This is a genomic window from Spirochaetota bacterium, assembly GCA_004297825.1.
In the GTDB taxonomy this organism is placed as follows: domain Bacteria; phylum Spirochaetota; class UBA4802; order UBA4802; family UBA5368; genus FW300-bin19.
Genome location: SCSX01000073.1, coordinates 15,520 through 40,549 on the forward strand (window position 1 = coordinate 15,520; position 25,030 = coordinate 40,549).

Annotated in this window: 24 protein-coding genes; 16 read left to right on the plus strand and 8 right to left on the minus strand. The window is 57.7% G+C overall.

Annotated elements, in window-relative coordinates:
* Nucleotides 1-109: 109 nt before the first annotated feature.
* The 4 genes from EPN93_15925 to EPN93_15940 form a co-directional block, all read right to left on the minus strand.
* A complete protein-coding gene (locus tag EPN93_15925; protein ID TAL32444.1) occupies nt 110-1,498 on the minus strand; it encodes an aldehyde dehydrogenase in 1,389 nt (462 codons plus the stop codon).
* A 95-nt stretch (nt 1,499-1,593) separates the two neighbouring features.
* Nucleotides 1,594-2,349, minus strand: a complete 756-nt coding sequence (locus EPN93_15930) for a hypothetical protein (GenBank protein TAL32445.1) — start codon at nt 2,347-2,349, stop codon at nt 1,594-1,596.
* A 140-nt stretch (nt 2,350-2,489) separates the two neighbouring features.
* On the minus strand, nt 2,490-3,158 hold the full coding sequence (locus EPN93_15935) for an HAD family hydrolase (GenBank protein TAL32446.1): 669 nt from the start codon (nt 3,156-3,158) through the stop codon (nt 2,490-2,492).
* Nucleotides 3,155-3,652 carry a cupin domain-containing protein gene (locus EPN93_15940; GenBank protein TAL32447.1) on the minus strand — a complete coding sequence of 166 codons (498 nt, stop codon included), beginning with the start codon at nt 3,650-3,652 and terminating at the stop codon, nt 3,155-3,157. Before EPN93_15940 ends, EPN93_15935 begins: the two co-directional genes overlap by 4 nt.
* A gap of 88 nt (nt 3,653-3,740) precedes the next feature.
* Between EPN93_15940 and EPN93_15945 the strand changes: the two genes are divergently transcribed.
* The 8 genes from EPN93_15945 (at nt 3,741) to EPN93_15980 (ending at nt 13,142) form a co-directional block, all read left to right on the plus strand.
* A complete protein-coding gene (locus tag EPN93_15945) occupies nt 3,741-4,526 on the plus strand; it encodes a hypothetical protein (GenBank protein ID TAL32448.1) in 786 nt (261 codons plus the stop codon).
* A gap of 101 nt (nt 4,527-4,627) precedes the next feature.
* On the plus strand, nt 4,628-6,226 hold the full coding sequence (locus tag EPN93_15950; GenBank protein ID TAL32449.1) for a citramalate synthase: 1,599 nt from the start codon (nt 4,628-4,630) through the stop codon (nt 6,224-6,226).
* A complete protein-coding gene (locus tag EPN93_15955; protein TAL32450.1) occupies nt 6,219-7,016 on the plus strand; it encodes a glutamate racemase in 798 nt (265 codons plus the stop codon). Before EPN93_15950 ends, EPN93_15955 begins: the two co-directional genes overlap by 8 nt.
* Nucleotides 7,017-7,019: 3 nt before the next feature.
* Nucleotides 7,020-7,985 (plus strand): hypothetical protein, encoded by a 966-nt coding sequence (locus EPN93_15960; protein ID TAL32451.1) that lies wholly within the window; start codon nt 7,020-7,022, stop codon nt 7,983-7,985.
* A 4-nt stretch (nt 7,986-7,989) separates the two neighbouring features.
* On the plus strand, nt 7,990-9,471 hold the full coding sequence (locus EPN93_15965) for a spiro-SPASM protein (GenBank protein ID TAL32452.1): 1,482 nt from the start codon (nt 7,990-7,992) through the stop codon (nt 9,469-9,471).
* Nucleotides 9,472-9,490: 19 nt separating this feature from the next.
* Nucleotides 9,491-10,273: an acylneuraminate cytidylyltransferase gene (locus EPN93_15970; GenBank protein ID TAL32453.1), complete on the plus strand. Its 783-nt coding sequence runs from the start codon at nt 9,491-9,493 to the stop codon at nt 10,271-10,273.
* Nucleotides 10,274-10,463: 190 nt separating this feature from the next.
* Complete coding sequence (locus EPN93_15975) at nt 10,464-11,192, plus strand: hypothetical protein (protein TAL32454.1); 729 nt, start codon at nt 10,464-10,466, stop codon at nt 11,190-11,192.
* A 21-nt stretch (nt 11,193-11,213) separates the two neighbouring features.
* The gene (locus tag EPN93_15980; protein ID TAL32455.1) at nt 11,214-13,142 is read left to right on the plus strand and encodes an aconitate hydratase; all 1,929 of its coding nucleotides are present in this window, start codon (nt 11,214-11,216) and stop codon (nt 13,140-13,142) included.
* On the opposite strand, the gene EPN93_15985 is transcribed toward EPN93_15980, so the two are convergent.
* Nucleotides 13,139-13,717, minus strand: a complete 579-nt coding sequence (locus EPN93_15985; protein ID TAL32456.1) for an HNH endonuclease — start codon at nt 13,715-13,717, stop codon at nt 13,139-13,141. The two genes, EPN93_15980 and EPN93_15985, sit on opposite strands and share 4 nt — an antisense overlap.
* Nucleotides 13,718-14,079: 362 nt before the next feature.
* On the opposite strand from EPN93_15985, the gene EPN93_15990 reads away from it, so the two are divergent.
* The 6 genes from EPN93_15990 (at nt 14,080) to EPN93_16015 (ending at nt 20,355) form a co-directional block, all read left to right on the plus strand.
* Complete coding sequence (locus EPN93_15990; GenBank protein TAL32457.1) at nt 14,080-15,522, plus strand: DUF4398 domain-containing protein; 1,443 nt, start codon at nt 14,080-14,082, stop codon at nt 15,520-15,522.
* Entirely contained in the window at nt 15,482-16,726 is a 1,245-nt protein-coding gene (locus tag EPN93_15995; GenBank protein TAL32458.1) for a hypothetical protein, read from the plus strand. The genes EPN93_15990 and EPN93_15995 overlap by 41 nt, the downstream gene beginning before the upstream one ends.
* A 35-nt stretch (nt 16,727-16,761) precedes the next feature.
* Entirely contained in the window at nt 16,762-17,712 is a 951-nt protein-coding gene (gene glpX, locus EPN93_16000; GenBank protein ID TAL32467.1) for a class II fructose-bisphosphatase, read from the plus strand.
* A 32-nt stretch (nt 17,713-17,744) separates the two neighbouring features.
* Nucleotides 17,745-18,389, plus strand: a complete 645-nt coding sequence (gene fsa, locus EPN93_16005; GenBank protein TAL32459.1) for a fructose-6-phosphate aldolase — start codon at nt 17,745-17,747, stop codon at nt 18,387-18,389.
* 372 nt (nt 18,390-18,761) lie between these two features.
* A complete protein-coding gene (locus EPN93_16010) occupies nt 18,762-19,844 on the plus strand; it encodes an aminotransferase class I/II-fold pyridoxal phosphate-dependent enzyme (protein ID TAL32468.1) in 1,083 nt (360 codons plus the stop codon).
* Nucleotides 19,845-19,848: 4 nt separating this feature from the next.
* Complete coding sequence (locus EPN93_16015) at nt 19,849-20,355, plus strand: RNA-binding protein (protein TAL32460.1); 507 nt, start codon at nt 19,849-19,851, stop codon at nt 20,353-20,355.
* On the opposite strand, the gene EPN93_16020 is transcribed toward EPN93_16015, so the two are convergent.
* Together EPN93_16020 and EPN93_16025 are read right to left on the minus strand one after the other, a co-directional pair.
* Nucleotides 20,352-21,116: a 2-hydroxyglutaryl-CoA dehydratase gene (locus tag EPN93_16020; GenBank protein ID TAL32461.1), complete on the minus strand. Its 765-nt coding sequence runs from the start codon at nt 21,114-21,116 to the stop codon at nt 20,352-20,354. The two genes, EPN93_16015 and EPN93_16020, sit on opposite strands and share 4 nt — an antisense overlap.
* Nucleotides 21,113-22,015, minus strand: coding sequence for a hypothetical protein (locus tag EPN93_16025; GenBank protein ID TAL32462.1), 903 nt, complete (start codon nt 22,013-22,015; stop codon nt 21,113-21,115). The genes EPN93_16020 and EPN93_16025 overlap by 4 nt, the downstream gene beginning before the upstream one ends.
* Before the next feature lie 180 nt (nt 22,016-22,195).
* On the opposite strand from EPN93_16025, the gene EPN93_16030 reads away from it, so the two are divergent.
* Together EPN93_16030 and EPN93_16035 are read left to right on the plus strand one after the other, a co-directional pair.
* On the plus strand, nt 22,196-22,639 hold the full coding sequence (locus EPN93_16030) for a hypothetical protein (GenBank protein TAL32463.1): 444 nt from the start codon (nt 22,196-22,198) through the stop codon (nt 22,637-22,639).
* 3 nt (nt 22,640-22,642) lie between these two features.
* Nucleotides 22,643-23,404 (plus strand): alpha/beta fold hydrolase, encoded by a 762-nt coding sequence (locus EPN93_16035; protein TAL32464.1) that lies wholly within the window; start codon nt 22,643-22,645, stop codon nt 23,402-23,404.
* A 3-nt stretch (nt 23,405-23,407) separates the two neighbouring features.
* Here the strand turns inward: EPN93_16035 and EPN93_16040 are convergent.
* A partial coding sequence (locus tag EPN93_16040; protein ID TAL32465.1) for a histone-lysine N-methyltransferase occupies nt 23,408-25,030 on the minus strand: 1,623 nt, incomplete at its 5' end.

Sequence of the window (25,030 nt, forward strand, 5' to 3'; positions counted from 1 at the left end):
GTAGCCATTTATACTCCGGTATGTCGATGATGACTCAAAAGACCGGCTAGCCCCGACGGAGTCAAAACATTTTTTCCGCGGGGGCGCTTCCCGGGGGTGGGAAACCGCTTTAACCGATTATCCGGAAGAGCCGCTTGAGCAGCGCTACTTTGTTGCGATACGGAGGATACCGCAGGGGCATGTCTATCTTATTGGATCGGACCAGTATGCTTCGCCGGTGCGTAAAGGTATCGAAGCTCGCTTTTCCGTGATAGCTTCCCATCCCGCTTTCGCCGATTCCCCCGAAGGGAAGGGTTTCACTGCCGAACTGCGATACCGTATCGTTGATGCATCCCCCGCCCGAGGAGGTTTCCGCGAGCACGCGTTTCTGGGATTTTCTGTCCCCGGAGAAATAGTAAAGCGCCAGTGGCCTTGGGCGCGCATTCACGAACGAGATAACCTCGTCGATCTTTTCGAACGTCATGACCGGCAGCACCGGGCCGAAAATCTCCTCGGTCATGATCGAGTTGCCGGGCTTGACGTTATCGATGATAGTGGGCGCGATGAAGAGGTCCTTGGGATCGCGCTGCCCGCCGTATACGATCGCCCCATCCTTCATGAGCGCATCGAGACGGGAGAAGTGGCGGGCGTTGATAATGCGGGCATAGTCGGGACTTGCCTTCGGGTTTTTGGCGTAAAAATCGTCGATAGTCTTTGCCAGAGCTGCCAGGAATTTTTCTTTGACTTCCTTGTGAACCAGCAGGTAGTCGGGTGCAAGGCAGGTCTGGCCGGCGTTGAAAAATTTTCCCCATGCAATTCGCTTTGCGGCCAGAGAAAGGTCGGCATCCTTATCGACGATCGTGGGGCTTTTACCCCCCAGCTCAAGCGTCACCGGCGTGAGGTGCTTTGCCGCGGCCTCCATGACGGTACGGCCGATAGAAGTCCCCCCGGTGAAAAAGATGTAGTCAAAATGCTCCGCAAGCAGCGCCTTGGAAACATCCACCCCGCCCTCTACGGCCGTGACGTAGTTTTCGGGGAAGATCTTTTTAATGATGCGCGCGATAAGCGAGGACGTGTTCGGGGAAAGCTCCGACGGCTTGACTATGGCCGTGTTGCCTGCGGCGATCGCTCCCACAAGGGGCGTAATGACGAGCTGAAAGGGATAATTCCACGGGCCGATAATAAGCACCGTGCCGTATGGCTGGGAATACACGACGCTTTTCGAGAGAAAATGCACGATGGAGGTGGATACCCTGCGTGGCTTCATCCACGAGCGAAGGTGCTTTATCGCGAAATCGATGTCCGGGTAAATGATCCCGATCTCGCTCGCATACGATTCGAACTTCGATTTGCGGAAATCCTTGAAGAGCGCGTCCATAATCTCTTCCTCATGGTCGCGCAGGGCCTTTTTGAGGATTTTGAGCTGGCGAATCCTGAATGCGTACTCCCGGGTGGCCCCGCTCGCGAAAAAATTATTGTGCTCCCTGATAACCTGCTGTATCTGTTTGGGTTTCACCATGGGCCTCCGCCGGTCATTGTGGAATTTGTCCGGAATTATATTATAATACGGCGGGGATTCTCCCGGGTCAAGACGCCCCGCAGCCAGGCGGGAGATTAATCGGGGATTCGCGGCGATAATGGATCATTTTTCACGCGGATGCCGGATTGTCGCAGGAAATTCTTCACGAGGATGCATCCGTCCTGCCGGGACCTGCCCGCGAATTCGGGATGAAACTGAATGCCGTAGATGCGCCTTTCGGCGTGCCGAACCGCCTGGATGCAGCATGTATTCCTGCCCAGCAGGACGAATCCTTCCGGTACGCGATCCACCATGAGGGAGTGCCAATTGTAGACAATCGGTGTATCGGCGCCCCCGGCGAATATCGGATCCTCCGCTTCCCGCTCAAAATGCACGTAGCCCCTCTCCTCGAAACCCATTTCCACGATGCGCGTCCCGAAGGCAAGCCCTATAAACTGGTGCCCCCCGCAGATTCCCAGCACAGACACCCGCGTTGTGCGCAGGAAGGCGAACAATGCGGTCATGTCGTCGTGATTATAAGCAGAAAGGGCCTGATGGTATCCCGTGAGTATGACTGCCCGGGGATTCAGGTTATTAATGAGTGTGGGGTCGATATCCCGGTATGAAACAATGGCGATACCTGCCATCGCGATCGAATCGACGAACGATCCCATGCTGCGCCAGAGCTGGGGAAACGATTCGTCGGATCCCATCTCGACGACGAGGACAAGGGGAAGCGACGAGGCATGATGCGGAGGCTCCCAGAGGGCTGTTTTTATAATAATTGAGGGGAACCTGCGTATAAAAATGATCCAGATGAAGAAGCCGACCAGCATGACGACAATAGCCATGACGCCTGTACCTTTCGAGTGATTGTGCCATACTGCGTGTGTAAATTTAATAACCGGTAATAGTATACCTGTCAGGCACAGGGAATGCAAGGGAATAAGACCCTTGAGTGCGCGGCGACGAGGGCAGCAGGCTGCCTGTCTCAGCGCGCATCCCCGGAGAAGAGCTTCAGGATGTCCCCCGGGTGCGCCGCAAGGTACCGGGCTCCGTGATCTACAAGTTCCTGCCGTTTCCGGAAACCCCACAGCACGCCCACCGCGTACATGCCCGCGTATGCCGCGGTGTCCATATCCGTGCCGGAGTCTCCCGCGAAGGCGAGCGCCGCGGCATCGATTCCCATCACCTTCGCGATATGGAGCGCGGCGGCGGGGTCCGGTTTCCTGGGGAAATCGGGCGACGAGCCCATGACAATGGAAAAGCTCGATTCATCCAGGAACCTGCGGACGCACATTTCTGTGAATTCTTGGGGCTTGTTGGAGAGCACCGCCATGGGGACGCCTGCCTCCCTGAGCGCACGAAGCAGGGGCTGAGCGCCCTCGTACGGACGGGTAGTATCGGCCCACCTCTTTCCGTATTCCTCGCGCATTACGGAAATAGTTTTCTGAATAATCGCCGGGTCCGATACGCCCTCCGGGAGCGATCGGCGCGCAAGGTCGTCCACGCCGGTACCGATCATGAGCCGGTAATCGTCGACGGGATGGGAAGGGTATCCCAGGGCGCGCAGGGCCGTATTCATGGAATCGGCGATATCGCGCAGGGTGTCGAGAAGCGTTCCGTCGAGATCGAAGATGATTCCGCAGAGAGTGCTCATGTGAGCGCGGTTATGAGGTCGCGGAATTCGGGATAGCGCGCGGTGAGTGCGCCCCTCTCGCCCAGCTCGAAATCGGAGAAATCGAATCCGGGGGAGACCGTGGCCCCCATGAGGGCGAATGCGCCCCCGGGCACAAGGCGCGCGCCCTGCCACGAGTCGTGCGGTATCAGGACCTGCGGCGCCATTCCTCCCGGGAGGTCCGGGCCCAGGATCACGATCCTCCCGCTGCCGTCCGGGAAAAGATGCAGCATTTCCACAGGGTCGCCCAGGTAGTGATGGAAGATTTCATCGCTGCGCACCCGGTGCATCGCCGAGCGGTTTTCCCCGGCGAGCAGGTAGTAGATCGCGGTTGAATGCGCCCGCTCACCGGAATACCTTGAGGGGAGGGAGGCCCCGGGAATGGACTCCCCGGACCGATAGGTCTCGGAAAAAAAACCGCCCTCGGGATGAGGTTTGAGCTTGAGTAGCGAGATTATCTGCTCGACAGTTATCATCGGCCGGCCCCATGCTGAGGATGCGATTCGACTGGAACGCATCATGGAACGCACGCCGCAATAAATCAACCATAATGAGGGAGGGTGCATGAGACCGTACAGGGAATTTATTTATGCACACGCCGCGTCGGCCTCCTGCACGGTGATTGGTCACCGGGGGGCCTGCGCCTATTTCCCGGAGAATACCCTTGCGTCCTTCAAGGGGGCACTTGAGATGGGCGCCGACATGGTCGAGCTCGACGTGCAGCGCACCAGGGACGGGGAGGTCGTCGTGATGCACGATGAACGGGTGAACCGATGCACCGACGGCCGCGGGCGTGTGGCGGATTTTAGCTTCGCCGGGATCCGCGCCCTGGACGCGGGTTCATGGTTCGCCGGACGATTCGCGGGCGAAAAAGTGCCCGCGCTCGAGGAGGTGCTGGAGCTGTGCAGGGGAAGGCTCGCGATAAACGTGGAGATCAAGACGGAAGCGGTGGGGGACGCGGCCCGCGGCGGGATCGAAGAGGCGGTGCTCGGCCTGGTCGCGCGAAGCGGCATGAACGGTCACGTGGTGTATTCCAGCTTCGATCCCCGGGCGCTCGCGCACCTCAGGCAGGTGGATGAATCGGCCCCCATTGCCGTGCTTTATAAAAAGAAACATTTCAGGAATATGGGCCCCAGGGAAATCGTCGCAGGCATGAATGCGGATTGTTTCAATTGTTCTAGGGAGGAACTGGGCAATGAATGGATGGAGGAGATACTGAACAACCACATCCCCGTGAACGTGTACACGGTAAATTCGAAGAGGGATATCGCCCGATTAGTCAGGGCGGGAGTGAGCGGAATTTTTACCAACAAGCCCGATCTGATGCGCGCCGTGCTCGATACGCAGTGAAGCGGTAAAAATAGCTTGAATTAAACATATTTGACCGTATATATGCCATTTTTCCGGAATCGCTCCCGCGCCGCCGCGAGGCGCGGATAAAAAACCAGAGTATGGAAGATAAAAAAATAATAATCTACGATACGACCCTGCGGGACGGCGCCCAGACGTTCGGGATATCGTTTTCCACGCAGGATAAGATCCGTATCGCCCGGGAGCTCGACAAGCTGCACGTCGATTATATCGAGGGCGGATGGCCGGGATCCAACCCCAAGGACGACGTCTTTTTCTCCGAGATGCGCACGGCGGAACCGGGCTTTGCGAGAATCGCCGCCTTCGGCTCCACGAAACGGCCGAATGTCGCCATTAAAGACGACGAGCTTCTTCAAAGTCTCGTCACCTGCGGGGCGAAGACCCTCACGATCGTCGCGAAGACGTGGGATTTCCACGTGGAAAAGGCGCTGGGGATCGGCCTGGACGAGAACCTCGCACTCATCTACGATACGATCGCGTTCCTCAAGGACAAGGGCTTCGAGGTTTTCCTCGACGCCGAGCATTTTTACGACGGCTACCTGAACAACAGGGACTACTCCCTGCGCGTGCTCGAGAAGGCCGCGGCGGGGGGGGCCGATATGCTGGTCCTGTGCGACACGAACGGCGGCACCCTCCCGCATGTCGCCGCCGATATCACCAGGGCCGTGGTCGGGACCACCGGCCTTCCCGTGGGCGTGCATTTTCACAACGATGCGGGCGTCGCGGTCGCGAATTCCCTGGCCTCGGTCATGGCCGGCGCGCGCTCGGTACAGGGAACGATAAACGGGTACGGGGAGCGGTGCGGGAACTGCGATCTCACCGCGCTCATCCCCAACCTCGTCCTTAAAACCGGCCACGAGTGCAGCGCGCGGGAGCGGCTCTCTCTCCTCACCGAGGTGAGCCGGTATATCAGCGAAATCGCGAATCTCGCCCATAACGAGCGCGCGCCCTACGTGGGGGACAAGGCGTTCGGTCATAAGGGCGGTATCCACGTCTCCGCGCTGAAGCGCGATACGCGCACCTACGAGCATGTCGATCCGGAGCTCCTGGGCAACCGGAGGATCGTGCTAATATCCGAGCTTGCGGGCAAAAGCACCATCGAGGTGAAAGCGAAGGAGATGGGCATTACGCTCGATCGCGCGGTGAAGCTTCCCGCCCGGATCATCCAGCAGATCAAGGACCTGGAGGAACAGGGTTTCCAGTTCGAGGCGGCCGAGGGCTCCTTCGAGCTCCTCATCCGGAGGGCGACGGGAGAATATACGCCGTTTTTCAGCCTCAAGGGCTTTCGCGTCATCACGGAAAAGGATGAAAACAGCACCATCACCTGCGAGGCGACCATCAAGGTGGAGGTGGACGGGCGGGAGGAGCATACCGCGGCGAACGGTAACGGCCCGGTAGCGGCCCTGGATAACGCGCTACGCAAAGCGCTTGACAAATTTTATCCGGAAATACAGGAACTTCAACTCACCGACTACAAGGTGCGGGTACTCAACGAGAAAGAGGGCACCGGCTCATCGGTGCGGGTGCTGGTGGAACAGAAAACCAGGGGAAACCACTGGGGTACGGTAGGCGTATCGGCGAATATCATAGAGGCGTCATGGCAGGCGCTCGTGGACGGTATCGAATACATGCTTTTTAAAAGATCGACGCGCAAGGACGGAACGCACTCCAATGGATGACAGGCCCATAGGAATTTTCGATTCGGGGGTGGGGGGGCTCACCGTGTGCAAGGCTATCAGTGACCTCCTGCCGTCGGAAAACATCATTTATTTCGGCGATACCGCACGGTTCCCCTACGGGACGCGCTCAATCGATACGGTGGTGCGGTATTCCCGGGAGATCACGGAATACCTGCTTTCGCGGGATGTGAAAATGCTCGTGATCGCGTGCAACACCTCATCGGCTGTGGCGCTGGACGTATTGAGAAAGGAATATGCCCTTCCCATCATAGGCGTGATCGACGCGGGCGCACGCGCCTCCTGCGCGCGCCTGAAGGGGGACAAGATCGGGGTGATCGCGACCCGGGCGACCGTAAACAGCGGCTCGTATGTGAAGGCGATCAACCTGCTCAGAAGCGGCATCCAGGTCATGCAGCGCCATGCGACCCTGTTCGTATCCCTTACCGAGGAGGGGTGGCTTGACGACGAGATAACCAGGCTGACCGCGAAGCGGTACATGCAGGGGCTTTACGACGAAGGCGTAAGGACAGTCATTCTCGGGTGCACGCATTTCCCCCTGCTGAAAACGGCTATAAACGGCGTGTACCCGGAAATAGACCTCGTCGACACGGGGATCGAGATCGCGCGCGAGGTGCGCGCCATATTAAAAGAAAAAAACCTTGAAAATGGGGGCGGCGCCGGCCATATTGAGCTGTACGCCTCGGACATAACCGATACCATTCAACGCCTGAAGGAAATGTTCTTCGGAAACAATGGATCGGAGATAAAAAAGCTCGAGATAAACGGGTAACCCATGAAAAAATACGCGCTCCTGATGATTCTCTGCATGACCATAATCGTGGGTCCGGCCGCGGCCGTGCAATCCTGGGAGGTGCTGGACCGGGTCATCGCGGTCGTGAACGAGCGACCGATAGTCGAAAGCGAGGTGATCGACCGGTATACGCGGCTCCAGCAGAGGAACGCCCTCCAGGCGATCGGGCAGGCCCAGGGGATGAGCCGCATCCTGGATAAATTCATCGAGGAGGCGCTCGTCGCGGAAGAGGCCGACAACCAGGCCATACTGATCAGCGACGAGAAGATCGAAAACCATATCAAGAAGATCATGGCGCGGAACAATATCGCCACTATGGACGATTTCAAGCAGAGAATCGAAAAGACCGAAAACATCCCCTTCGCCGATTACAGGGAGGAGTTGCGTAAATCCATGATGACCGAGCAGGTGATGTCGATCGCGATCGGTGTATCGCCCCCCACCCGCAAGGAGATGCTCGCGTGGTACAATGCCAATCTCGAAAAGCTTGGTTTCGAGGTGAACGTGAAGCACATCCTCATGCGGCCGCGCGACAATTCGCCCGCCGAGGAGCGCCGGGTGAGCGAGGCGCTCAGGGAGCTCACGCAGCGGGTGTACCAGGGGGAAGCGTTCGAGGCGCTCGCGGCGCAATACTCGGAAGACGCCCCCACGGCGAAAAACGGCGGCGACATGGGCTGGATGGAACTGGGGGAGATGGACCCCTATTTCGCAAACCAGGTATTTACGATGAACCAGCCGGGGCAGCTATCGAACGTCATCAAATCGTCGTATGGATACCACATCGTCAAGTTCCTGGGGAAAAGGCAGACCTCGTTCGAGTCCGTCGAGGACAAGGTGCTCAACATGCTGTTCCAGCAGAAGATGGTGGAACAGTTCGGCAAATGGATCAACCAGCGCAGGAGGGAATCTGATATCAAGATTTACCTGCAGGATTACATGAAGGGTTAACTCCTTGAAAATCGCCGTCGTCCTCTACGTCGATGAAGGCATGACCGATTCTCAGTTGGCTTTCAAGGGCGATTATCTTCCCGAGGTGCTGAAGCACAGGTTGTCCGCGGTCCCGGATTCATCCGTGTATTACTCCGTTCCGGCAGCCTACAAGGGAACGCTTTCGGGCGCGCCGGGGGCATGCGTGCGCGACGACCGGGACGATATTTCCTTCTGGAAAAGATTTTTCACCGAGGCGGATTGCGAACACGCACTCAAGGTATATGCCGATTCGCCCTTCCTCGACGCAGGTATCGTGATTGAAATGCTCGACCTGCACCGCCGGTACCTTGCCGAATTCACCTACTCCGAAAACCTGCCCGCGGGATACGCGTGTGAGATCATGTCGAGGGAGCTCGTTCAGTCGGTTCCGGATTCGAAGGAAGCGCTCATGCCGCTCGGGGACGCGGTGCGCAAAAATATCAACCAGTTCGACGTGGAGCTTTTCTACAAGGATCCGGATATCAGGGACAAGCGCCTGAATTTCCGTTCGGGCGACCCCAGGGAACACAAGATTCTCGAGAATCTGGCCGAAGTCGGCGGAGGCGTCCCCCCCTATGTATCCGTTCGCGACCTTATACACGCCCATCCGGAAACCCTCTACGCGGGGCCTTCATACCTGGAGGTGGAGCTTACCGGACGGTGCGATCTCGAATGCATTTTCTGCTACCGCTCCGCGGTTACGAGGGCGCGCCCGGACATTGATCCCGGCGTGTACCGGAAAATTCTTTCCGACATGCGCGGATTCGGCCTGCCGTACTCGATCAGCCTGGGCGGGTCGGGGGAACCGCTCATGCACGGCAGCTTCTATGAGTTATGCGATGCCGCACTTCGCGAAGAGGTCGTGCAAAACCTGGTCATTGAAACGAACGCCATTTATGCGGATGATAATTTCAGGAGTTTCATCGCGGAGAAGCGCGATCCCCGGATCAAGGTCATCGCGAACATGAACGGGTATAACGGGGAAACGTACAGGACCATCCACGGGAAGGATTACTTTTCCCCGGCGAGCAACCACCTGATAGCGTTAAGGGAATTTCTTCCCGGTAAGGAATCTCTTTACGTGCAGATAATGAAGATCAACGAGACAGAGGCATTCCTGGACGATTTTTACGATTTCTGGGAGAAAGCAGGGGTAACGGTACTCCTCCAGAAACAGAATACGTATATGGGAAGGCTGAAGGATCGCCGTTATTCGGACCTCTCGCCCCTCGACCGGACCCCGTGCTGGCACCTGCAGCGGGACTTGTTTATCCTGTCGGACGGGCGTGTGGCGTTCTGCAAGCAGGACATAGAGGGCGTGTGCGCAAAGGGCGATGTAAGCGGTGAAAGCCTTGGGGATATCTGGCAGCGTGCGCTTCCGTTTTTTTTGAGTGATTACCGCGGGGAATTCCCCGGCGCCCCTGACTGCGCCTCCTGCGACGAGTGGTACACCTTCAATCTCTAGAAACCAATGGTAAACTGATATGGTCGTGAACGGAGTTTTTAACGGAAACAAGATAAAACCGCGCGTAATCGCGATTATCCAGGCGAGGATGCAATCCACGCGTCTCCCCGGAAAAGCGATGGAAGACCTGGCCGGCAGACCGCTTCTGGCGCACGTCATAGAAAGGGCGCAGCGTATCGAACACGTGGACGAGGTCGTGGTCGCCACGTGTATCGGGGAGGAAAACCGCGCTATTATAGATCTCGCCGCCTCGATGGGCGCGAAGATTTTTGTGGGCTCCATGGAAAACGTGCTGGAACGATACTGGCTCGCATTGTGCGAGTTCGGCGGGGAGTTCATCGTAAGGGTGACGGGAGACAACCCGTTCACCGATCCGGAGTACGCGTCCATGGCCGTCGATATCTCGCTTGAATCGAAGCCGGACCTGTGTTCCGTGACAAATCTTCCCCTGGGAACGGGTGTGGAAATCATCAAGGCCGGCGCCCTCGAGGAAGCCTATAGAAACGGGGACAAGACCTACCACCGGGAACATGTGACCCCTTATATCAAGGAACACCCCGAATTGTTCAACATCGAGCGCATTCCCGCGAATTTCAAGAATCCCTTTCCCGGGATGCGACTCACGGTGGATACCCCTGAGGACATGGTCTTCGCGCGCGCGGTGTACGAACGCGTGTATGCGGGGCAGGTTTTCCCGCTGTCGGAGGTCATCTCGGTAATCGAAACGGATCCGGACCTCCTCAAGATCAACTCCGGGGTCGAGCAGAGGCCCATGGTCCACTCCGAGCGGAAGGATGCATGATCCGCTGATATTAATTCGAACCGCATGGGGCCCTGGAATCGGCATGGGGCATGTCCAGCGGATGGCTTCCCTCGCGTGGCACCTTCGAAAAAATTACGGCATCCCCGCCACGCTTTGGATCGAAGAAGCCCCCTCCTTCCTTCCGCCAGGGCTGCCAATTCACACGGGGGCAAGCCCACCGGACGGAACGATGCTGCTGGTCAGGGACATGCGCGAGTCGACCCCCCATGAAATCGAAACATTAAAAAGAATCGCCCCGGTGCTGGTCCTGGACGATATGGGCGCGGGCGGAAGGTTGGCCGACTTTACCATTGACCTGCTGCCGGTCCCCACCGAATACCGGGAGCATCGCGCCCCCGTGCGCGACGATTTATTCCTCTACGGGTACAGCTTTCTGCATGACCTGGAAGAAATGGGGGCCGGAGAAATCGAAAAATCGACGGATATCCTTTTTTACGCCGGGGCGGATTCAAATGCGAAATATCTCGAACAAGGTCTCGCGCTCATTCCGGCGGGAAAAAGCTGTGCGGTATTTTCCGGTGTCTCCTCGTTTCTCGCGAAAGACGGCACGCAAACCGTTCTGGGACAATCGGACTACGTCCGGATGCTTCTTTCAGCGAGGCTCTTGATCTCGCATTTCGGAATCACGATGTACGAGGCCTGCGCCGCGGGGTGCGCCGTGGTCGCGATCAACCCCACGGAATACCATGCGCGCCTGTGCGATCTGGCGCCTGAGAGATTCGCCCTGAAAAACCTGGGAGTCCGTGATAGACTGGATTCCCGGGATGCGCGCGCTGTCATTGCGGAGGCGCTCGAAGGGACGAAGGGAACACCTGTCCGGCCGGCGGATGTTTACAGGGGAGCGCGCGAAAACCTCGACCGCTTCGCGCAGATATTAATTAAGATGATCGGGAAATAGCAGTTTTATAGGAGCGTAGATATGGGTGAGAGCGTAACGCATAAAATTTTAAGGGAGCATCTTGCCGACGGGGAGATGAAACCGGGTACCGAGATCGGGATCACAATCGACCAGACCCTCACCCAGGATGCGACCGGGACCATGGCCTACCTCCAGTTCGAGGCGATGGGGATCCCCCTGGTGCAGACCGAGCTCTCAATATCGTACGTGGACCATAACACGCTGCAAACCGGCTTCGAAAACGCCGACGATCACCGCTACCTGCAGACCATGAACGGAAATTTCGGGATATACTTTTCCAGGGCCGGGAACGGGATCTGCCACCAGGTGCACCTGGAGCGTTTCGGTCGTCCGGGCGCGACGCTCCTGGGTTCCGATTCGCATACCCCCACGGGGGGCGGGCTCGGCATGGTCGCAATCGGGGCGGGCGGGCTGGACGTGGCGGTAGCGATGGGCGGCGGCCCGTTTTATCTGACCTGCCCGGCTGTGGTCAATGTGCGCCTTTCCGGCGCATTGCGCCCCTGGGTTTCGGCGAAGGACGTCATCCTCCGGGTACTCCAGATACTCACGACGAAGGGAAACGTGGGCACGGTGGTGGAATACACGGGGCCGGGGGTCGAAACGCTTTCGGTGCCGGAGCGGGCGACGATCACCAACATGGGGGCGGAGCTCGGGGTCACCACCTCGATCTTCCCGAGCGACGCGGTGACGAGGGCCTTCCTCAAGGCGCAGCAGCGGGAGTCCGTCTGGAGGGAGGTCCTCCCGGACGAGGATGTGCGGTATGACCGCGTGATCGAGCTCGACCTGTCCGAAATCGTGCCCATGGTCGCCTGCCCGCATTCCCCCGACAATGTGAAAAAGATCTCCGACATTAAGGGCCTCAAGGTCGACCAGGTCGCGGTGGGAAGCTGCACGAACTCATCGTTCAAGGATCTCAAGACGGTGGCGCAGATACTCAAGGGGAAGAAGGTGCACCCGGACGTGAGTCTCGTCGTTTCGCCCGGTTCCCGCCAGGTGTTTGAGATGATCGCCCGCGACGGTGCGGCCGCGGAGCTCGTCGCCAGCGGCGCGCGCATCATGGAATCGACCTGCGGTTTCTGCATCGGCGCCGGGCAGGCGCCTTCCACGAACGGGATATCGCTGCGCACCAATAATCGCAATTTCGAGGGCCGATCCGGAACGAAGTCCGGTCAGGTCTACCTGGTAAGCCCCGAGGCGGCGGCGCTGTCCGCCCTTCAAGGCACGCTGGCCGACCCGATGGATATGCCTCCCGGTTCGTTCCCCGGGGTGGCCATGCCCTCCTCGTTCATCGTCGATGATTCGATGGTGATCGCGCCTTCGAAGGAAAACCGGGAAATATTCCGCGGACCGAATATCGGCGAACCGCCCTTTACCGAGGCACTCAGGGACGCATTACGCGGGGTTATCGGATTAAAGGTCGGGGATAAAATCACGACAGATCATATCATGCCGGCCGGCGCAAGGCTCATCTACCGGTCGAATATCCCCAAATACAGCGAGTATGTATTCGAAGGGGTGGACCCGGCGTTCGCAAAGCGTTCGCTGGACGCGAAGAAGAACGGTCTCTTCACCGCGATCGTCGGGGGGGCGAGTTACGGGCAGGGCTCCAGCCGTGAGCATGCCGCGATCTGCCCGATGTACCTTGGGGTTCGCATCGTGATCGCGAAATCGTTCGAGCGTATACACTCGGCGAATCTTATCAATTTCGGCATTCTTCCGCTCGTGTTCGCGAACGAGGCCGATTTTGACGCGATCGCGCAGGGGGATGAGTTTTCGATAAGCGGCCTTGCCGTATCGGTCATGGAAAAAGAGCGTCTCGCGGTGACGGCGGGATCGCGGGATATAGAGCTTGTGCTCATGGCGACGCGGCGCCAGCGGGAAATTCTGCGTGAGGGCGGTCTTCTGAATTATACCCGGAAGAGGCTTTAGGTCAGTTCTGTACGCACCATTTCGATAAGCTTTACATTGAAGCCGCAGAAGGGAATCCATCCCTTTTTCTGGGCCTTGTCGACGGATATGACCAGGTGCGGCATATATTCGGGCTCGAATGGCTCCCTTAAAAGCTGCCAGCCGATTTCATGCATGAGCCTGTTGCCCTTCCGGCCGTTGCACCAGCGGCATGCGCACACAAGGTTTTTCCATGTTGAAAATCCGTCCCTGAGCGACCTTCCCGTCACCTGTTCCCAGCGGCTGCGCGGAACCACATGGTCAACGGTAAGATCCCTCATGGTGAACCGATGCCCGCAGAATTGACACCTCATATCGTCGCGATAAATGACATTGAGCTTCGAAAACGCGACGCGTTTCCTCGGGAAGCTGGAATAGCCGACCAGCGAGATTACAGAAGGTATGCGTATGCTGATGGAAGGCGAGCGCGCATACCGGTCCTCCTCGATCACGGGAACCGCTTTCTCGGACGTGAGCAGGCAAATTGCCTCCTTGAGCGAGGTAATCCGGATGGGAACGAATCCCGAGTTGAGAACAAGTACTTCGGAATTGAGCATTGTAGATCCCTGCCTGAAAAAATTAAAAGCCCATAGCTTGGGCTATGGGCTCTGTGTGCTCTTGATAAGTATGCGCTTGTATCTGCGCTGTTGTTGTTGTTCGTCGCGCCATTCCATCTTGTGCGCTCGCAGCATGACCGCCTTCCGGACGCGTCCATGTTCGGCCTGATAATGGCTACCTGCGATTATTTGTCAAGTTCTTTTTCATGCGCATTCGGCTACGCAGGCGCGCCCCTCCCGCGAAATGGGGCATAATCCTCTTCGGCAAAACCTTTTGGGAGGCTAAAAATTTCTTGAAAGAAATGGGGTTCGGGAATACTCTCCGGAAGACTGCATAAACTCGCGCTTCGAGGGGAATTCCTATGAAAAGCGGAACCAGGTATTCACGTATACGAATTGCATCCATGGCGGCACTCGTCACTTCTGTGGTGTTCATCCTTGCGTGCGATGTGGACGTCCCGATCCGGGAAATGTCGGAAGCAAAGAGCACCATTACCAGGGCGACCGAGGTGAAAGCCGAGAAATACGCCCCCGAGGACCTGAAAACAGCAAAGGACAAGCTCATGGGGAGCCATGCGCTGGTTATGGACAAGGAAGCGAAGAAGGCCAAGGCCGAGGCCGAGCTTTCATTGAAAGCGGGCCGGGACGCCGTCGAAAAGTCCCTTCCGCCGCTCGCGAAAGACGAGCTTGACGGCGTCAAGAAGGTCTACGCCGAGGCCGAACAGCTCGACGCCGAGCGTAGCGCTCCGGAAGAATTCTCCAGGGCAAGCGCGATGATCAAGGAGTCGGATAGCCTTGCGGGCGAAAAGAAGTTCTGGGAATCATACCAAAAAGCGAAGGAGGCGGCCGTCCCGGCCGGCGAGGCCAGGGACAAGGCGCTCGCGAGCGTTCCCGTGCTCGAAAAAGCGATAGAGAGCCTTGCGGCAGAAGCGGACAAACTCAAGAAAAACAGGGGTGACGAATTCGCCGCGGAGGATATCGCCGCCACCCTGTCCCACCTGAACGACGCCAAAACCAATATCCAGAGCAAGTCCTTAAAGGAAGCTCATGCGAAGGTGAAGGATTCGGAATCCCTGCTGGCGAGCGCGAAGGATAAAACAAACCAGGGCGTCGCCGTGGAAAAGCTCGATGCCGCCGATAAAAGCCTGAAAAAACTGGGCGAATCGGATTTAAAGGAACCCTTCAGTGCCGATATCGATAAGGCCGCGGGCCTGGTGGCCAGGGGGCGCGAGGATTTAACGACGAAACAGTACGAAGCGTCGCTCCAGAAGGCCGACGAGGCGGCAGCGCTCATTGCGTCCATAGGCGCGTCCGTGGACAAGAAGCGGGAAGAAACGAAGGCCGCCGACGAGAAAGGCGTCCAGGCGGAGCTTGACAAGAAGAAGGTCGAGCCGGAGAAGAAACCGGGAGAGGCGGACAAGACACCCGATAAAAAAATCGACGTCCAGACCGGCGTCCAGGCGACGGAGTACGTCGTCGTGTATAATCCGGCGAGCCGCGATTGTCTTTGGAAGATCGCACAAAACGCGTATCAGGACCCCATGCTGTGGCCCCTCATTTACCAGGCGAACAAGGACCAGATTAAGGACCCCGACCTGATATTCCCGGGCCAGAAATTTATAATCCCGTCCATTCCCAAGAAGGTTGAACCGGGGAAGGAGGAGCCGAAAAAGGAAGAAGCGAAGAAGGAAGAACCGAAGGCGGACGCGAGCAAGACTGCGGAACCCGCGAAAGAAGAAACCAAGAAGGCGACAGACAAGCCGAATGAGGAAAAAACTGAGATCAAAGATAAAAAGGTGGAGTAGGCTGGTCGGCGGGCTTTGCGCAATTTCGCTTATCCTTGCATTTCCTTCGATCGGGATCGGTCGTGACATCAATCTCGATGCCCTCTATATAAAGAAATCGTCGGTCGATCTGGCGCGTATAATCCAGCTCAAGCTGGATATGTATGCCGCCATAGGGGCGACCGAGGTCGATACGGGGGTGATCTTTGCCGGCTGGATATCCGGCGACGCCCTGGGTTATGTTAAGGAAATTCCCGATTCTTCTCAAAACCTGATAGTGGTGCATACTTTGAGTACGGGCAAAAAAACCGAGGTCGCCCGTATAAAGGGAACGGTTGCTGCCGCCCGGTGCGCGACAGGCGGTTTCATGGTGGTCAAACGCCTTGATACGGGTACACGCGGAATTCCGGCAAGCGAGATGCTCGTCGTCGATCTTAAGACCGGGAAAACGACGTCGTTCCCGTCGGAATTTCCTTTCATGGATTTTGACATACCGCGTGAAGAAAATTCAGTGGTATTTGAAACAAGCCGCGGCATGGAGGAGTTCTTCCCTGCGACGGGGGTGAGAAAGGTCCTCCTTGAAAAAAAACGGTATAGTGAAATATCATCCCCTGCCGGTCCCATCATTCCGCTGACATCTCCCGGACGGGGAGCGATGCTTTTAATGAGCGGGGGCGGCGGGGGGTACGATGCCCTGCTTGTCCAAAATGGAACGCGTACCGCCATTAAGGGAATAACATCAGCAGCGGAAATCGCATGGCTTGGGCCGCAATCCCTGGTGTTCAGAACGGGAGCCGCCGGGAGATACGGCGTGATCATGCTCTCGCTTGACGGCATGAAATCGACCTCGATCCTCGAAAGCTCTCTAAACGCCAACGTAATGTATTCCCACTACGCGGGAATAATCTCGATGCAGATGGACGGCATGGCCTGTATGTACGTGACCGGCGAACGGAAATTCAGCACCCTCGGGATTGAAGCCGAAGATATCCTGTTCGATCCCGTGGGAGCCCAATTCGTGGGTCTGTTCAACAAAAAGCTCTACGTCGTTCCCCTGCAAAATGCACAGAAGCGGCAGATAGAGCTCGCCCGAACCTGGGAAAATATCAGACAGGCGTATGAAAAATGCCGCGAAAACAGATCGGTTCATGCGAATGATTATTCGCTTGATTACCTGACGAGAAAAATCAATCTTTACTCCCTGCTCCTGAAAGGGAGCAGGTAATGGGGTATACTTCTGCGGAGGATATGAGGGAAATCTTGGACCGGAACCTTGCACTGGAAATAGTGAGAGTCACCGAGGCGGCGGCCCTGTATGCAGGACGGCAGATGGGGCGGGGCGACGCGGAACGCGCCAACCGTTCGGCTATCGACGCCATGGCGCAGGCATTTTCGTCGATTTCGGTCCAGGGGACGATAATCCTGGGCGGCCTTGACAGGGAGGGCAGCCCGCTGCCCGGCGGGAGCAGGGTGGGAAACGCAACCGGCGCGGAGATCGATATTGCGCTGGACGCGCTCGACGGGAAAACCACCTGCGCGAACGGCGGGAACAACGCGGTAGCGTGCATCGCCATGGGGGAGAAGGGAAGCATCTATAAGGCGCCGGCCCTCTACATGGAAAAAATCGCCGTCGGGGCGGACGCGAAGGGGGTCGTCGATATTACCCAGTCGCCCGAGGTCAATATCAAGCGGGTGGCGAGGGCAAAAAACAGGTATATCGAAGACCTCACCGTGTGCGTACTCGATCGTGAAAGACATTCGGAACTTATTGAAAGGATAAGGAGCACGGGAGCCCGCATTAAGCTTATTAACGACGGTGATATCTCGGGCGCGATCGCCGCGGCCATGATCGACAAGCCTATCGATATCCTGATGGGGGTCGGGGGCGCGACGCAGGGTGTCATCGCCGCCGCCGCGATCAAGTGCCTTGGCGGCGACATGCAGGCGAGATTTATCTACAGGAACGAGGAGGACCGCGAGGCGATTCGCGCCGCGGGCGAAACCGACCTCAACCGCATATTCTCGCTGGGCGACCTGACCAGGGGCGACATCGTGTTCGCGGCGACGGGTGTCACGAACGGCGAGCTGCTTTCCGGGGTGAACTTTTTCTCGGGGGGCGCCCAGACGCATTCGATTATCATGCGCTCAAAGACCCGCACCATTCGCTTTATCGCCGCGCAGCACCATTTCGATTACAAGCCCATGTACTGAAAATTTACCACCGGAGTTACAGGAGGATTACCATGAAGTTTTTTATCGACACGGCGGATATTAATGAAATCCGCAAGGCGAAGGAATACGGGGTCCTGGACGGGGTCACCACCAATCCCTCCCTGGTTGCGAAGGTCAAACGGCCCTACGTGGAAGTGCTGACCGAGATCGTCAAGGAGGTTCCCGGTCCCGTCTCCGCCGAGGTTATTTCGGTTGAGTGCGAGGGCATGCTCACGGAGGCGAGGCAACTCGCGAAGCTGGGAGACAACGTCGTTATTAAGATTCCGCTCATCAAGGAGGGTCTCAAGGCGGTCAAGATACTTACCGCGGAGAATATAAAGACCAACGTAACCCTCTGTTTTTCGGCGCTCCAGGCGCTCATGGCGGCGAAGGCCGGGGCTACCTACGTCTCCCCGTTCGTGGGCAGGCTGGACGACATCGCCGCGGAGGGGATGGACGTCATCGAGGAGATCATCACCATTTTCGACAACTACGCGTTCGATACCGAGGTGATCGTCGCTTCAATCCGCAATCCGCTGCATATTAAGTACGCCGCCCTTATGGGCGCTCACATCGCAACGATTCCTTTTTCCGTATTTGAAAGCATCGTCAAGCATCCCCTCACGGACGCGGGCGTGGCGCGGTTTCTTGAAGATTACAAGAAAATCCCCAAGTGAGGCCGCATGGATGCACTGAGAGACCTTGTTCACCACTATTCGGGATTGTCGACGGGGATCGCCGTAGCGGCGATCCTCGCGGCGGCGTTGATACTGAGACAATTAAAGATGCTCGCCCTCTTCCTGGTCGTGCTCGCCTCGTTCATCATCTTCATCCTCCTGTATGGTGCACTCCGGTAAAAATAATGATTGAATTATTAGGCCGATCCCTGTAGTACCCGGTTCGAGCGAAATCAACCGGATGAACAGGAAAGGAAAACGCGCGTGAAACTCTCATTGGTACACAAGAACAGCCCCGAATCACAGCTCGCGGAAGCGGCGAAGGCGATCCCCCCGTCGGGGATTCGCAAATTTTTCGACATTGTATATTCCATGCCCGATTGCATTTCCCTGGGCGTGGGCGAGCCGGATTTCGTCACGCCCTGGCGCATTTCCGATACGGGAATCCTGGCAATACGGGATGGAAACACGCATTATACCTCCAACCGGGGCCTCCTGGAATTGCGCACCCTGATCGCCGAAACCCTTGAAACCGGGCTTGGCGCCGGGTACGATCCCGAGACGGAAATCGTCGTCACCATGGGCGTTTCGCAGGGGCTGGACATCGCGCTACGCACCCTGGTGAACCCGGGGGACGAGGTTATCATTTTCGAGCCCTGCTACGTCTCGTATGCGTCCACGATTTCGCTGTCGCACGGGGTCGCGGTCAAGGTGCCCGCGTTGTTTGAAGAGGAGTTTCGCGTAAACACGGAGCGCCTGAAAAAAGCCATCACCCCGAAAACGAAAGCGATACTGCTCAATTATCCCGCGAATCCCACCGGGGCGAGCATGGGGCTGGAAACGCTCCAGGAGATCGCGGCGCTGGCGATTCGGCACAACCTTATCGTGCTTTCCGATGAAATCTACTCTTCCATAATTTACGCGAAAAAACACCTTTCGATCGCGTCCCTGCCCGGCATGAAAGAGCGTACCGTGTACCTGAACGGCTTCTCGAAATCGTACGCGATGACGGGGTGGCGCCTGGGGTACGTGGCTGCGCCGAAATACTTCATCGACGTAATGCTCAAGATCCACCAGTACACGGCCCTCTGCGCGCCGTCGCTCTCACAGTACGCGGGTATCGAGGCGCTGGAAAAGGCGTCAAAGGACGTGGCGCGCATGGGCGCAGAGTATACCCGCCGGCGGAATTTCATCGCGCACCGCTTCAACGAAATCGGGCTGCCGTGCCTTTTCCCGGAGGGGGCGTTTTACGTTTTCCCGAAGATCTCGTCCACGGGGCTCGATTCGGAGGAATTCGCGATGAGACTCCTGAAGGCCGAAAAAGTGGCCGTGGTGCCGGGATCGGTGTTTGGGGCCCCCGGGGAGGGGCACATACGGTGTTCCTTCGCGACTTCGATGGAGAACATCGCCGAGGCGATGAAGCGCATCGAAAAATTCGTTAAATCGCCGTCGTGAAACAATGGCCTACCTTGTCGACGGTTTCAACCTGATCTACAAGTTCCCGGACCTGGAAAGCCTTATGTACGAGCATATGCTCTACGAAGCCAGGCTGGGCCTGCTCCGGAAATTAAAGGAATACATGAAGATCACGAGCGCGAAGGTGATCGTGGTGTTCGACGGGAAAAAGGAGAAGGCGCTGGAGATCAAAAGCGAGCGGTTCGGCTCGATCGACGTCTATTACTCGCTGGAATACTCGGCGGATTTCCTGATCAAGCAATTCGTGAAGAAGGACCCGAATCCGCGGATGATCACCGTGGTGACCTCGGACAAGGATATTATCGGGTACGTGACGCGGTACCGCGCCAAGGTGCAGTCGAGCGAGGAGTTCGCGGAGCACATGAACAAGACCGTCCGGAAATGGATCGAAGAGCGGACACCGGAAAAGGATGAAAATCCCGTGCTCAGCGACGAGGAGCTTGGCTTCTGGGAGCGCCTTTTCAAGGGCAGGAAACAGCCGCCGTCTTAACCGGCGGCGATCACCGCGGCGCCGATCGCGCCGTTCTCCTGGGCGAACCGGGATATCACGATCGGGAAGCCCAGCTTTTTTTCCAGGGCTCGTGCCACGCCCAGGTTCTTCGCCACACCCCCCGTCATCATCAGGGGCTCCGTAACGCCCACCCGGCGCGCCATGGAAACGACGCGCGCGGCGATCGACTCATGAATTCCCGCGATGATATCGTTTCGGGCCTCGCCGCGGGAGATTAACGAAATCACTTCAGATTCCGCGAATACCGTGCACAGATTGCTTATTTTAGAAGGCTCCCTGGATTCCAGGGACAGGGCCCCGAACTCGTCAAGATCTACCTCCAGGGCGCGCGCCATCACCTCGAGAAAGCGCCCCGTGCCCGCGGCGCATTTATCGTTCATGGTGAAATCCCTCACCTTCCCGCGCTCGTCGAGCGCGATCGCCTTGCTGTCCTGTCCGCCGATATCGATGATGGACCTGATGTTCGGGTCCAGGTAGTGGGCGCCGGCCGCATGGCAGGTGATCTCGGTCACCGAGGTATCCGCGATCTTGAGGGCGTTGCGCCCGTAGCCGGTCGAGATCAGGCGCGCAACGGCACCCCGTTCCAGCCCGAGATCGCGCAGAAGCTCGTCATACACCTTTGCTCCCGCCGATTCCGCGTGGTAGCCTGTGAAGCCCACCCTGGTCCCGAGCAGCTTCCCGTCGTCGAGAAGAGCCGCCTTGGTGGTGATGGATCCGATATCGACACCCGCGGTAATCATCGGGCGAGTGTTTTGTCGAAGAAGGAAAGCACGTCGCCGGTCATAAGGCGCCAGTACACCCATCCGTGCGACATTTGGGGGAGCTCCTGGAATTCCAGCGGGAATTTCCCGGGGCTCTGCTTTCGAAGCTGCCTGATTTTCATGCCCAGGAGTTGGGACTGCTCAATGGGTATATCCCTGTCCTTGAATCCATGCGCCAGGTACACCGGCGTATCGGCGAGATTCGCGGCAAGCTCCATGATGTTGTCGTCCTTTTCCCATCGTTCCTTGAAACCGGCGTAGGGTCCATACACGGTCGGGAGCAGCGGGTTGCCCGTCATCACCGAGGTGTCATAGTAGCCGGAGATGCCCGCGGCAGACTGGAACAGGTCAGGGTGCAGGCTTGCCATAAGAAGCGCCCCGCGCCCGCCCGTCGACACGCCCATGATGCCGGTGTGCGACCTCGAGCGCGCGAGTCCGTAGTTTTCCCTGAGAAAGGGGAGGAGCACGGCCGTTATCCAGCTTCCCCCGGGCTGCGGGTTCCATTTTACCTGGGTCTCGGGATAATACCTGGTTTCGTAAAGGGTCGCACCCATGTCGGGACATACGATGGCGATGCCGAACTCCTCGGCGAATTTCTGTATTTCGGTGTTGGCGCCCCACTCGGTGAAATTGCCGCGATAGCCGTGGAGCGCGATAAGCGTACGGCGTTCGCCGGTTTCGCTCAGGGTGCGGGGAATGTAGATGCGCAGGGGCACCCCCTGCCCCGGCGCGTCCGCTGGACCCACGACTTTTATGGTATCGATCCAGAGGCCCCGTGCTTCAATGCGCGGCAGTGAAGAGCGGGAAGCGCCGCACCGGAAAAGCATGAAAATGAGCAGCAGGCATGCTGATGCTCTGGAAGCGAATCGGACACCCATCTTGAACCCCTCCGGAACCCGTTGCAGAATGTGGCAATCGAATACATTTATTGTATATTTTAACCACAATAATCAACGATTTTTTAACCTGCGCGCGGGCCGGGGAACGGGCAATTTTTTATTTACGGGATTCATGCGCGTGCTAGCGTGTGGCCCGAATCGGGTAAACGGAGACAGGGTATGCGACGTATAGTGGTGGTATTGATTCTCTTCATGGCGCTGGGCGCGCAGGCGGACACGCTCAAGCTCGATTCGGTGTTCGGATCGTGGCAGCTCATGTACAGGGGCAACTACGGGTATGCGTTTCATTTTTTTCCGGATTACCGGACGGTGATAATGGTCTACCTGGGAAATCACGCGGTGGTGTTCAAGGGGGTGTACACGAGCGAGGAGGATTCAAGGGTCAGGGTGAACGTCTACGAGATGAAGGACGACATGAACCCATCCTCCCCGGATCTCGCGGGCGGCTTTCAGAAGGTGGCCTCGACATACTTCCTGTTTGGCGCGAGCGTGAACGGGAGCGGCAGGGGAGCCGAGATGTCCCTTTACCCCGTGCGCGTGATTATCGATGGAAATAATTCCGAGGGCTATTTCGAGCCCGAGATAAGGCTCCAGCGGAACTGATCGATGGGGGTTCCGCCGGCGGAGGAGATATCATTTTCGAATAACAAGGGCCAGGTCCTCCCGGGACGGATATATCTGCCCCCGACGCCTTCCACGAGCGCGCTCATTTTTTCACACGGGTTTTATTCCTCGAAGGACGCGACGAAGATCGTGTCCATGGCCCCTTCGTTCGCCGCCGCCGGCTTCAACGTTCTCGCCTTCGATTTTTCCTTCATTTGCACGCCGGGGATATTCCCCGATTTTTCGATTTTACAGGAGGTCGAGGACCTGCGCGCGGCCGCCGGCTTCATGCGGGATCGGGGCATCGAGGAACTGCACCTCATGGGATCGAGCATGGGCGGCGTCGTTGCGCTGCTCTGCGCGTCCGAAACCGGCGCGGGGATCAGGAGCCTGGTCTGCATCGCCACGCCCGTGAGGCTCGGGGAGCTTCTTCAAAAAGACACAGGCCTCGCGATCCGCGACCTCCCCGCGGAGGGGATGACGGCAATCGACGGGGTTCCGATAAAAAATTCATTTTTCAGGGAGGCCGCGGGTATCGACGTGCAGGCAAAGGCCGGCCGGATAAACGCGCCCACGCTCGTGATCCACGGCACGGATGACGCCGTGGTGGATTTCGGGGACGCCGCCCTGCTCATGCGCGCCCTTGCGGGAGAAAAAAAGCTCATCGAGATCAAGGGCGGCGACCACAACCTCACACGCGCGGACCACCTTGAGCGCCTGCGCGCCGAATCGCTGGAATGGCTCCGGCTCCATTCCGGACGCTGAATATCAGACCACGTCCGTTTCTTCCTCTATCTTCGCGAAATCCTCGAAACGAATATCGAGCCCCAGGATGCCGATGATCTCGTCTTCATCGTCGGTGATGGGTCCCGATACCGTGATCGAGAGCATGTTGATGATCTTTGAAACATAGATTTCGGACACGTAGATCTTGCCGGACTTCATGACCTGGATGAACCAGTCGCGGTCGGCGTAGTTGGTGTCGATCAGGTTCTTGTCGTACTTGGACTTGTCCGCGATCTGCGTGATGTGACGGGTGATCTTCTCGCCCTGCGTATCGACCACATAGGCGAAGCAGATGAACGGGTCCTTGTTCACGAGCTCGGCGAGCACCTCCTCCTGCGTTTCCGCCTTCATGGACTTGATGTCCGGGTGATCGAGATACTTTTGCAGCAGCGCCTCGGCGAATTTCTGCTCGCGCATCTTGATACGGTCGAACTCGGAAATGAAATAGAGCGGGAGGTGCTTGCGCGCGAGTTTTTCGAGCTCTTCGTTCGACATCGAGGTCTCCCGTCCCGCCTCGTACTGCTTCAAAATCTCCTTGTGGATGCGCATGATGCCGGGATCTTTCTTGCCGACGGCCTTTTCCCCCATGAGTCCCAGGTGGCTGTTGATCCACTTGGAAATGCCGGCGGCCCCGCTCTTGTCGGTGATGGCGATCGCGATGGGGCGCCGCAGAAGCTTCTCGGTATTGAATATGTTGTAGATTTCCTCGTTCTTCACGAGCCCGTCCACGTGGATGCCGGCGCGTGTCACGTTGAAATCGGCTCCCACGAACGGATAATTTTCGGGGATGCGGAAGCCGATGGATTCGAAATAATGGGCCATGTCGGTGATGGCGGTCAGGTCGATGCCGTCGTCGTCGCCGGTGAGCGAGATGTACTCGACGACCATGGCCTCGAGCGGCGTGTTCCCGGTCCGCTCACCGAAACCCAGGAGGGTGGAATTCACCGTTTCACAGCCGTACATCCAGGCATAGGTCGCGTTCGTGAAGCCTCGGTGGAAATCGTTGTGTCCGTGCCATTCAAGGTACTCGCCCGGAAACCCGCCCTCGTCGATGATCGCGCGAATGAGCCTGGGCACAGAACGCGGCAGTCCCGCCATGGGATAGGTCACGCCGTAGCCCATGGTGTCGCAGAGACGGACCTTTACGGGCAGCTTGCCCTGTTCCATGATCTGGACGAGTTTCTGAATGAAGGGAACGACGAAGCCGTAAATGTCCCCGCGCGTGATGTCCTCGAAGTGGAGCCGCGGAATTATGTTGTTCTCGAGGGCCGCGTACACGATTTCGAGATAGTCGTTCATCGCCTCTTTGCGCGTCTTGTTCAGCTTGAGAAATATGTGATAGTCCGATACGGAGGTGAGAATTCCCGTCTCCTCGATCTGCATCTGTTTCACGAGATCGAAATCCTTTTTGCTCGCCCGTATCCACGAGGTGATCCTGGGATACTTGTGGTCCAGCGAGCGGCACGCCTCGACCGCTTCCCGGTCCTTCGCGGTGTACAGGAAGAACTCCGAATGGGAGATGAGGCCGCTCGGCCCGGAGAGACGGTGAAGGAACTGGAATATTTTTTGTATCTGGTCCACGGAATACGGCGGGCGTGCCAGATT

Bases quoted from the DNA above. Each gene is read 5' to 3' on its own strand.
- EPN93_15995 (TAL32458.1), top strand. From the start codon at position 15,482: ATGAGGAAAAAACTGAGATCAAAGATAAAAAGGTGGAGTAGGCTGGTC.
- EPN93_15925 (TAL32444.1), bottom strand. From the start codon at position 1,498: ATGGTGAAACCCAAACAGATACAGCAGGTTATCAGGGAGCACAATAAT.
- EPN93_15970 (TAL32453.1), top strand. From the start codon at position 9,491: ATGGTCGTGAACGGAGTTTTTAACGGAAACAAGATAAAACCGCGCGTA.
- EPN93_16030 (TAL32463.1), top strand. From the start codon at position 22,196: ATGCGACGTATAGTGGTGGTATTGATTCTCTTCATGGCGCTGGGCGCG.
- EPN93_16035 (TAL32464.1), top strand. From the start codon at position 22,643: ATGGGGGTTCCGCCGGCGGAGGAGATATCATTTTCGAATAACAAGGGC.
- EPN93_15935 (TAL32446.1), bottom strand. From the start codon at position 3,158: ATGAGCACTCTCTGCGGAATCATCTTCGATCTCGACGGAACGCTTCTC.
- EPN93_16025 (TAL32462.1), bottom strand. From the start codon at position 22,015: ATGGGTGTCCGATTCGCTTCCAGAGCATCAGCATGCCTGCTGCTCATT.
- EPN93_15990 (TAL32457.1), top strand. From the start codon at position 14,080: ATGAAAAGCGGAACCAGGTATTCACGTATACGAATTGCATCCATGGCG.
- EPN93_15975 (TAL32454.1), top strand. From the start codon at position 10,464: ATGCTGCTGGTCAGGGACATGCGCGAGTCGACCCCCCATGAAATCGAA.
- EPN93_16010 (TAL32468.1), top strand. From the start codon at position 18,762: ATGCCCGATTGCATTTCCCTGGGCGTGGGCGAGCCGGATTTCGTCACG.
- EPN93_16020 (TAL32461.1), bottom strand. From the start codon at position 21,116: ATGATTACCGCGGGTGTCGATATCGGATCCATCACCACCAAGGCGGCT.
- EPN93_15960 (TAL32451.1), top strand. From the start codon at position 7,020: ATGAAAAAATACGCGCTCCTGATGATTCTCTGCATGACCATAATCGTG.
- EPN93_15955 (TAL32450.1), top strand. From the start codon at position 6,219: ATGGATGACAGGCCCATAGGAATTTTCGATTCGGGGGTGGGGGGGCTC.
- EPN93_15980 (TAL32455.1), top strand. From the start codon at position 11,214: ATGGGTGAGAGCGTAACGCATAAAATTTTAAGGGAGCATCTTGCCGAC.
- EPN93_15940 (TAL32447.1), bottom strand. From the start codon at position 3,652: ATGATAACTGTCGAGCAGATAATCTCGCTACTCAAGCTCAAACCTCAT.
- EPN93_15985 (TAL32456.1), bottom strand. From the start codon at position 13,717: ATGCTCAATTCCGAAGTACTTGTTCTCAACTCGGGATTCGTTCCCATC.
- EPN93_15930 (TAL32445.1), bottom strand. From the start codon at position 2,349: ATGGCTATTGTCGTCATGCTGGTCGGCTTCTTCATCTGGATCATTTTT.
- EPN93_15945 (TAL32448.1), top strand. From the start codon at position 3,741: ATGAGACCGTACAGGGAATTTATTTATGCACACGCCGCGTCGGCCTCC.
- EPN93_15950 (TAL32449.1), top strand. From the start codon at position 4,628: ATGGAAGATAAAAAAATAATAATCTACGATACGACCCTGCGGGACGGC.
- EPN93_16015 (TAL32460.1), top strand. From the start codon at position 19,849: ATGGCCTACCTTGTCGACGGTTTCAACCTGATCTACAAGTTCCCGGAC.
- fsa (TAL32459.1), top strand. From the start codon at position 17,745: ATGAAGTTTTTTATCGACACGGCGGATATTAATGAAATCCGCAAGGCG.